At 73.7% G+C, this 7,554-nt stretch carries 7 protein-coding genes; 6 read left to right on the forward strand and 1 reads right to left on the reverse strand.

The features are described from left to right. The first annotated feature begins 120 nt into the window (after positions 1-120). The 5 genes from pstC (at position 121) to ACWGKU_RS39405 (ending at position 6,205) form a co-directional block, all read left to right on the forward strand. Positions 121-1,152, forward strand: coding sequence for a phosphate ABC transporter permease subunit PstC (gene pstC, locus ACWGKU_RS39385; protein ID WP_359898082.1), 1,032 nt, complete (start codon positions 121-123; stop codon positions 1,150-1,152). A 109-nt stretch (positions 1,153-1,261) separates the two neighbouring features. Continuing rightward, positions 1,262-2,500, forward strand: coding sequence for a phosphate ABC transporter permease PstA (pstA, locus tag ACWGKU_RS39390; RefSeq protein WP_452180392.1), 1,239 nt, complete (start codon positions 1,262-1,264; stop codon positions 2,498-2,500). A 38-nt stretch (positions 2,501-2,538) separates the two neighbouring features. Then, positions 2,539-4,356, forward strand: a complete 1,818-nt coding sequence (locus tag ACWGKU_RS39395) for a phosphate ABC transporter substrate-binding protein PstS (protein ID WP_452180393.1) — start codon at positions 2,539-2,541, stop codon at positions 4,354-4,356. After that, positions 4,353-5,264 carry a sortase gene (locus ACWGKU_RS39400; RefSeq protein WP_359898076.1) on the forward strand — a complete coding sequence of 304 codons (912 nt, stop codon included), beginning with the start codon at positions 4,353-4,355 and terminating at the stop codon, positions 5,262-5,264. The genes ACWGKU_RS39395 and ACWGKU_RS39400 overlap by 4 nt, the downstream gene beginning before the upstream one ends. Before the next feature lie 23 nt (positions 5,265-5,287). Further along, positions 5,288-6,205 carry a phosphate ABC transporter ATP-binding protein gene (locus ACWGKU_RS39405; RefSeq protein WP_401043653.1) on the forward strand — a complete coding sequence of 306 codons (918 nt, stop codon included), beginning with the start codon at positions 5,288-5,290 and terminating at the stop codon, positions 6,203-6,205. A gap of 49 nt (positions 6,206-6,254) precedes the next feature. On the opposite strand, the gene ACWGKU_RS39410 is transcribed toward ACWGKU_RS39405, so the two are convergent. Beyond that, the gene (locus ACWGKU_RS39410) at positions 6,255-7,097 is read right to left on the reverse strand and encodes an HAD family hydrolase (RefSeq protein ID WP_387693977.1); all 843 of its coding nucleotides are present in this window, start codon (positions 7,095-7,097) and stop codon (positions 6,255-6,257) included. A 161-nt stretch (positions 7,098-7,258) separates the two neighbouring features. Between ACWGKU_RS39410 and ACWGKU_RS39415 the strand changes: the two genes are divergently transcribed. After that, the gene (locus ACWGKU_RS39415) at positions 7,259-7,447 is read left to right on the forward strand and encodes a hypothetical protein (protein WP_359898072.1); all 189 of its coding nucleotides are present in this window, start codon (positions 7,259-7,261) and stop codon (positions 7,445-7,447) included. Positions 7,448-7,554 lie beyond the last annotated feature (107 nt).

The following is a 7,554-nucleotide window of genomic DNA, read 5'->3' on the forward strand; positions in this document are numbered from 1 at the left end:
GCAAGTAGGAACCCGCGCTCGGCGGGGCCGCCGTTCCGGCCCCGCCGAGCGCTTCCTCCCGCCGAGGCAGCGCCCCGGACCCTCACCGAGCACGCCCGTTCCCGAGCACGGAGAGCACACATGACATCCGCCGCCGAGCCCGCGGCACCGTACGCCGGGGCGCCACGCCAACCCGACCACGGGCCCGATCAGGACGTCCCGCGCACCATCACCGCCCCCGCGACCCCGGGCGACCGGGTGTTCCGCGGTGTGCTGCGGCTGGCCGGCCTCTCGGTCTTCGCGATCATGGGACTGATCGCCTTCTTCCTGGTCCTGCGCGGCACCGACGCGCTGCGCGCGGTCGGCTGGTCCTTCCTGACCGAGCAGAAGTGGCAGACCGCCGCCCACAACTTCGGCATCGCCGCCGTCCTGCCCAACGGTCTGCTGATCGCGGTGATCGCGCTGGTCATCGCCGTCCCGGTGGCACTCGGCACCGCGATCTTCATCTCCGAGTACGCCCCGGTGCGCCTGCGCGCCGCGCTGATCTCGCTCGTCGACCTGATGGCGGCGATCCCCAGCATCGTCTACGGCCTGTGGGGCCTGTTCTTCCTCCAGCCGCGGATCATCGGCTTCGTCCGCTGGATGGCCAACCACCTGGGCGACGCCATTCCCTTCCTCAAGGTGCGCATCGGCGACATCGGCACCTCGTACACCTCCTCGACCTTCATCGCCGGCGTGGTGGTCTCCCTGATGATCATTCCGATCGTCACCTCGCTCAGCCGGGAGGTCTTCTCCCAGGCCCCGCAGGGCGAGCGGGAGGGCGCGTACGCGCTGGGCTCCACCCGCTGGGGGATGGTCCGCGCCGTGGTCCTGCCGTTCGGCAAGGGCGGCGTCATCGGCGCGGTGATGCTGGGATTCGGCCGCGCGATGGGCGAGACCATCGCCGTCGCGCTGATCATCTCGCCGAACTTCAAGGCCATCACCCACATCCTGGAGAACGGCGCCAACTCGATCTCCGCGCTGATCGCGCTGCGCTTCGGCGAGTCGGACTCGCTGTCGCTCTCCGCGCTGATGGCCGCCGGTCTGGTGCTGTTCGCGCTCACCCTGCTGGTCAACGTGCTGGCCGGGGTCGTCATCAACCGCTCGCGCTCCGGCGCCGCGACGGCGGACTGAGCATGACGAACCCCCGAACCGCCCGCGGGGACAGGGCCTGTCCACGGACGCCCGCCCGCGGGGCGACGACCGGCCCACGCAGCCACCCGAACCGTGAAGGGACCATCCGATGACCACGCTCGACCTGCCGCCGGTCGCGGTGTCCGGGCCCGCCGGTGAGCCCGCGCCCCCGGGGCCCGCCGCGGCCGGGGCCCCGGGCCCCGAGAAGAAGCTCCGGATCGGCGGCGTCACCCGCGACGACGTCCTCACCGTGGCGGGCGCGACGGCCGGCTCGCTCGCACTGGACTGGGTGCTGTACGAGCGGGTGCTGCCGTTCAGCGGCGCCTTCGGCTTCCTGCTCTGCTGGTACCTGCTCTTCCTGGCCGGCTACTACCTGCTCGGCCGGCTCCAGTGGAACCCGATGATGGTGCGGGACCGGCTGGTCGCCGTGGTCGCCTGGAGCTCCGGGCTGCTGGTGGTCGCGCTGATCGCCGACCAGATCGGCTACGTCGCCAGCCGCGGCTGGGAGGCGGCCCAGCACCTCAACTTCTTCACCGAGTCGATGGAGCACACCGGCCCGCTCGACCAGCTCACCTCCGGCGGCGCGCTCAACGCGATCGTCGGTTCGCTCGAACAGCTCGGCCTGGCGACCCTGTTCGCCGTTCCGCTGGGCATCGCGGCGGCCGTCTTCATGTCCGAGGTCGGCGGCCGGATGGCCCGCCCGGTGCGGACCCTGGTCGAGGCGATGACGGCGCTGCCGTCCATCGTGGCGGGCCTGTTCATCCTCGGCGTCGTGATCATCACCTTCGGTTTCGAGAAGAGCGGGTTCGCGGCCTCGCTCGCGCTCACCGTGATGATGATGCCGATCGTCACCCGGGCCGCCGAGGTGGTCATCCGGCTGGTGCCCGGCACCCTGCGCGAGGCCTCGTACGCGCTCGGCGGCAGCCAGTGGCGCACGGTGTGGAACGTGGTGCTGGCGACCGCCCGGCCCGGCCTGGTGACCGCGGTGGTGCTCGGCATGGCGCGCGGCGTCGGCGAGACCTCGCCGGTGCTGCTCACCTCCGGCTTCACCTCGCAGTTCAACGGCAACCCCTTCGAGGGGCACCAGGTCTCGCTGCCGCTCTACATCTGGAACTACGTCAAGCAGCCGTACGACGGCATGATCGCGCGCGGCTTCGCGGCCGGCCTGACGCTGATGGGCGTCGTGCTGGTCCTGTTCGTCACCGCGCGCGTGCTCGGCGGCCGCCGGCCCGGGCAGCTGACCCGGGCCCAGAAGCGCCGGATCGACCGGGACGCCCGTCGACAGGAGGCGGCCGCGCTCGGCGCCATCGCCCGTCCGTACGCCCTCCACTCGCAGGCGAAGCACTGATGTCCGGACCAACCACCCTCCGTCCCCGAGGAGTTCACATGTTCCGGGAGGCCGCAAGGCGCTCCACGGCCCGGCTGCTGGCAGGGGCCATGTCCCTGTCGCTCGCCACGGCCTCCCTGCTGATCGGGCAGACCCCGGCCCACGCCGCCTCGATCTCGCTGAGCGCGGACGGCTCCAGCTGGGCCGGCCCCGCCATCGACCAGTGGCGCCAGGACGTGTCCCCGCAGGGCATCCAGATCAACTTCAACCCGGTCGGCTCGGCGGCCGGCCGCACCCAGTGGTCGATCGGGCAGGACGACTTCACCGCCTCCGACGTGCCGTTCCGCTCCTCGCCGGACACCGGCCTCGGGCAGAACGGCCACGCGAACGGCGGCGGCGAGCGGGAGAACCCGGTCTACGGCTACTCCTACGTGCCGATCACCGCGGGTGGCACCACCTTCATGTACAACCTGGTGGTCGGCGGCAAGCAGGTCCGCGACCTGCGGCTCTCCCCGCAGACCATCGTGGACATCTTCACCGGCAAGATCACCAACTGGAACGACCCGAAGGTCACCAGTGACTACGGCAAGGCACTGCCCAACCTGCAGATCACCCCGGTGATCCGCTCCGACGGCTCCGGCGCCACCGCGCAGTTCACCCGCTGGATGGAGCACACCCACAAGGACCAGTGGGAGTCCTACTGCAAGGCGGTCAACGGGGTGAGCTGCGGCGACTACACCGAGTTCTTCCCGCCGTCCGGCCGGATGGTCGCGCAGAACGGCTCCGACGTGGTGGCCGGCTACATCAAGTCCCCGGGCAACGTCGGCACCATCGGCTACGACGAGTACGCGTTCGCCAAACGCAGCAACTGGCCGGTCGTGAAGGTGCTCAACCAGGCCGGCTACTACTCGCTGCCGACCGCCTCCAACGTCGCCGTCGCGCTCACCGCCGCCAAGATCCGCGGCGTGGACGACGGCACCCCCGCGGACGACCCGAACTACCTGCAGCAGAACCTCGACGGCGTCTACACCATGGACGACCCGCGCGCCTACCCGATCTCCAGCTACAGCTACCTGATCGTGCCGCGGGCCGGGGCGGCCAACCCGCCGCCGCCGCGCTTCAACAACGACAAGGGCTCCGCCCTCAGCCGCTTCCTCTCGTACGTGCTGTGCGAGGGCCAGGGCAAGGCGGACGACCTCGGCTACTCGCCGATCCCGCGCGGCCTGGTCAAGGGCGGTCTGCTGCAGACCAGGAACATCCCCGGCAACGCCAGCCCGGTCGACCCGAACACCCTCTCCAACTGCGCCAACCCGACCTTCAACTCGGCCGGGGAGCTGACCGTCCTCAAGAACGCCCCGATGCCGAGCCCCTGCGACAAGGCCGGCACCCCGCTGGACTGCACCGTGCAGAACGGCCAGCCGGTCAAGACCGGTTCGGGCGCGGGCGGTTCCGGCGGCGCGGCCGGCGGCTCCGGCGGTGCGGCGGGCGGTTCCGGCGGCACCGGCGGGTCCGGTGGCTCCGGAGGCGGTGCCGGCGGCGGCGCGGGTGGCGCCGGTACCGGTGCGGGCGCGGGAACGGCCGGCGGTGCCGGCGACCCGAACGCGGCCGGCGGCGCGGCCGGCGGTGACCCGAACGCGCCCGGCGCCGGCGACGCCACCGAGGACGTGGTCGACCCGCAGACCGGCCAGGTGGTCGCCCGCGGCCGCGGCGGCGCCGCCACCGAGGTGGCGGCCAACGTGGTCGAGGTCAGCGGCAAGCCCGAGGACTGGATGCTGTCCTCCCTCACCGCGCTGGAACTGCTCGCCGTGGTGCTCGTCCCGCCGCTGCTCGGCCGCCGGCTGCTGCGCCGCCGCAACGGCTCGGGCGGTACCTCGTGACGGCCCCGGTGCTGGAGAAGCCGGTCGCGGTGAGCGCGCCGGAGCAGCCGGCCGCCCCCGTCGGGCCCGCCGCCCCGGCCCGGCCCGCCGTCTCCCCCGGGCGGCGGCGGTTCCTCCAGGGCGCCTGGGCGGTCAGCCTGGCCGCGGCGCTGGTGCTCGGCTTCGTCGGGTACCTGTTCACGCTCTCGCACGTCCAGCAGAAGCACTACCAGTCCACCGCGTACAAGACCTTCCGCGACCAGCTGGCCCGGGCGGTCGCCCCGACCGGCGCGGCCGCCGACGGCGACCCGGTGGCACTGCTGGACATCCCGGCGATCGGCCTGCACCGGGCCGTGGTGGTCGAGGGCACCACCGGCCGGGACCTGATGCGCGGCCCCGGCCACCGCCGGGACACCGCGCTGCCCGGCCAGCGCGGGGTCGCCGTGGTCTTCGGCCGCGGCGCCACCTTCGGCGCGCCGTTCGCCGAGCTGTCCAGGCTGCGGGTCGGCGACAAGATCGAAGCCACCACCGGCCAGGGCACGTTCACCTACACCGTCAACGTGTACGGCGACGGCGACCACCCGATCGTCGACCAGGCCCGCAACCGGATGGTGCTGGTCACCGGCGACTCCGACTGGATCCCCGGCTCCACCGTGCTGATCGGCGCCCGGCTGGACGGCGACCCGCAGCAGAACCCCGGCGGCCGGCCCGCGACCGTCCCGTACGACAAGGCACTGGCCGCGGACAAGGGCGCGCTGGCCACGCTCCAGCTGTGGTCGCTCGGCCTGCTCGGCGCGGTGGCCGGCGCCCTGCTGCTGGCCCGGTACTGGCGGCGCTCGGCCGCGTACCTGAGCCTCGCGCCGGTGGTCGGCGCGCTGCTCTGGGCGGTCTACGAGAACGCCGCCGCCCTGCTGCCCAACCTCTACTGACGCGCGCCCGGAGGACCGTTCCGATGACCGACGCACCACTGACCGAAACCCCGCCGGCGGCCCCCTCACCGGCCGACCCGGTCGCCGACACCATCACCCTCCCCCCGGTCGCCCCCGCTCCGTACGCCGACCGGCGGTACGCGGACGGCCACCCCGACGACGAGCCGCTCGCCGGGCTGGAGACCCGCGACGTCTCCGCCTGGTTCGGCAGCCGCAAGGTCCTGGAGCGGGTCTCGCTGGCGATGCCGGCCGGCGAGGTCACCGCGCTGATCGGCCCGTCCGGCTGCGGCAAGTCCACCTACCTGCGGATCCTCAACCGGATGCACGAGATGGTGCGCGGCGCCGCCCTCTCCGGCGAGGTGCTGCTGGAGGGGGACGACGTCTACCGGCCCGGCCGCCGGCCCGCCGAGGTGCGGCGCCGGATCGGCATGGTGTTCCAGCGGCCCAACCCGTTCCCGGCGATGTCCATCCAGGACAACGTCTCCAGCGGGCTCAAGCTGGCCGGGATCAAGGTGTCCAAGGACGAGCGCCGGCACCTGGTCGAGACCAGCCTGCGCCGGGCCGGGCTCTGGGACGAGGTGTCCACCCGGCTGCACACCCCGGGCGGGGCGCTCTCCGGCGGCCAGCAGCAACGCCTGTGCATCGCACGGTCGTTGGCCGTCTCGCCGGACATCCTGCTGATGGACGAGCCGTGCTCCGCGCTCGACCCGACCTCCACCCGGCGGGTCGAGGAGACGATCGCCGAACTGCGCGGGCGGCTCACCATCGTGATCGTCACCCACAACATGCAGCAGGCCCAGCGCGTCTCGCAGACCTGCGCGTTCTTCCTGGCCACCCACGACACCCCCGGGCGGATCGTCGAGGCCGGGCCGACCGAGCAGATCTTCGGCAGCCCGCGCGACCAGCGGACCTCGGACTACGTCAACGGCCGCTTCGGCTAGGCCGTTCCGACCGCTCCGGCCGTTCCCGGCCGGAGCGGTTCCCGATGTCCTACCGGCCGAGGAGCCGCTCCAGCACCGCCGCGACGCCGTCCTGCTCGTTGCTCAGGGTGTGCAGCGGCACCGCCGCCAGCACCTGCGGGTGCGCGTTGGCGACGGCGTACGCGGTGCCGGCCCAGGCCAGCATCTCCAGGTCGTTCGGCATGTCGCCGAAGGCCACCACCTCGCTCCGGTCGATCCCGCGCCCGGCGCACCAGCGGGCCAGCGTGCTGGCCTTGGTGACGCCGGGCGCGCTGATCTCCAGCAGCGGGATCGCCGCCGAGCGGGTGATCTCGGCCAGGTGCCCGGCCGCCTCCCTGGCCTCGGCGAGGAACTTGTCCGGATCGAGGTCCGGGTGCTTGGCCAGCAGCTTGAACAGGCCCCGGACCGACCCACCGGCCCCCAGCAACTCCTCCGCCGTGCCGACCTCGTGCTCCAGCTCGTCGCCCCACATCGGCACCGCGTACCCGGGCTCGCGGGCCCAGCCGCCCGGGTGCTCGAAGGCGAACGCGGTGCCGGGCAGCTTGGCCCGCAGCGCCTCGACCACCGCCAGGGTGGTCTCCACCGGCAGCGGGAAGGTCTCCAGCAGCTCGCCGCGCCGCACGTCCACCACCGCGCCGCCGTTCGAGCAGATCGCCACCCCGTGGCCGCCGATGTGCGGGCTCACCTGCTGCATCCAGCGCGGCGGCCGCCCGGTCACGAACACCACCTGCACCCCGGCCGCCTCGGCCGCCGCCAGCGCCGCGGCGGTGCGGTCGGTGACGGTGCCACCGGAGCAGAGCAGGGTGCCGTCCAGGTCGGTGGCGATGAGGCGGGGCGCGGTACGGGGTTCGGTCACCGGTCCATCTTCGCCCATCGGCGCGGCAGGGTCACCGGCCCGGCCCCGCGGCCACCGGCCGTCCCCGCCGTGATCAAGCCCTTCGTACGCCGTTTCCGGCCGATCCCCCCGGCCCCGGGGTGCCCGGCCGGCCGCGCCGGGCATGACTGCCCACGGCCACCCCGTCGGCAGGAAGAGCCATGCCCACACGCCAGCTCCGCGACCAGCCGCCCCCGACCGCCCGCCCCGACACCCGCGACCCGCGGGCGTCCGACGCCTCGCGCGACCCGGTCCTGCTCGGCGACGTCCTCTTCCACACCCTCGCCGAACTCGCCCGCCGCACCTGCGCCCCGTCCCTGCCCGCCCAGCGCACCCGCCCGCACCCGTAGCGCCGCCGCGCGGGCGCCCGCGCGGCGGCCGTCGGGCACCGGCCCGGGGGGGCGGGGGCGGGGAGCGGGGAGGGGCCACCCGGGGTGCGCCCGCAGCCACGGGGTCG

The sequence above is a fragment of the Kitasatospora sp. NPDC054768 genome (assembly GCF_053612025.1).

Excerpts from the sequence above, each read along its gene's own strand:
- ACWGKU_RS39405 (WP_401043653.1), top strand. The coding sequence starts at position 5,288 with ATGACCGACGCACCACTGACCGAAACCCCGCCGGCGGCCCCCTCACCG.
- pstA (WP_452180392.1), top strand. The coding sequence starts at position 1,262 with ATGACCACGCTCGACCTGCCGCCGGTCGCGGTGTCCGGGCCCGCCGGT.
- pstC (WP_359898082.1), top strand. The coding sequence starts at position 121 with ATGACATCCGCCGCCGAGCCCGCGGCACCGTACGCCGGGGCGCCACGC.
- ACWGKU_RS39410 (WP_387693977.1), bottom strand. The coding sequence starts at position 7,097 with ATGGGCGAAGATGGACCGGTGACCGAACCCCGTACCGCGCCCCGCCTC.
- ACWGKU_RS39395 (WP_452180393.1), top strand. The coding sequence starts at position 2,539 with ATGTTCCGGGAGGCCGCAAGGCGCTCCACGGCCCGGCTGCTGGCAGGG.
- ACWGKU_RS39415 (WP_359898072.1), top strand. The coding sequence starts at position 7,259 with ATGCCCACACGCCAGCTCCGCGACCAGCCGCCCCCGACCGCCCGCCCC.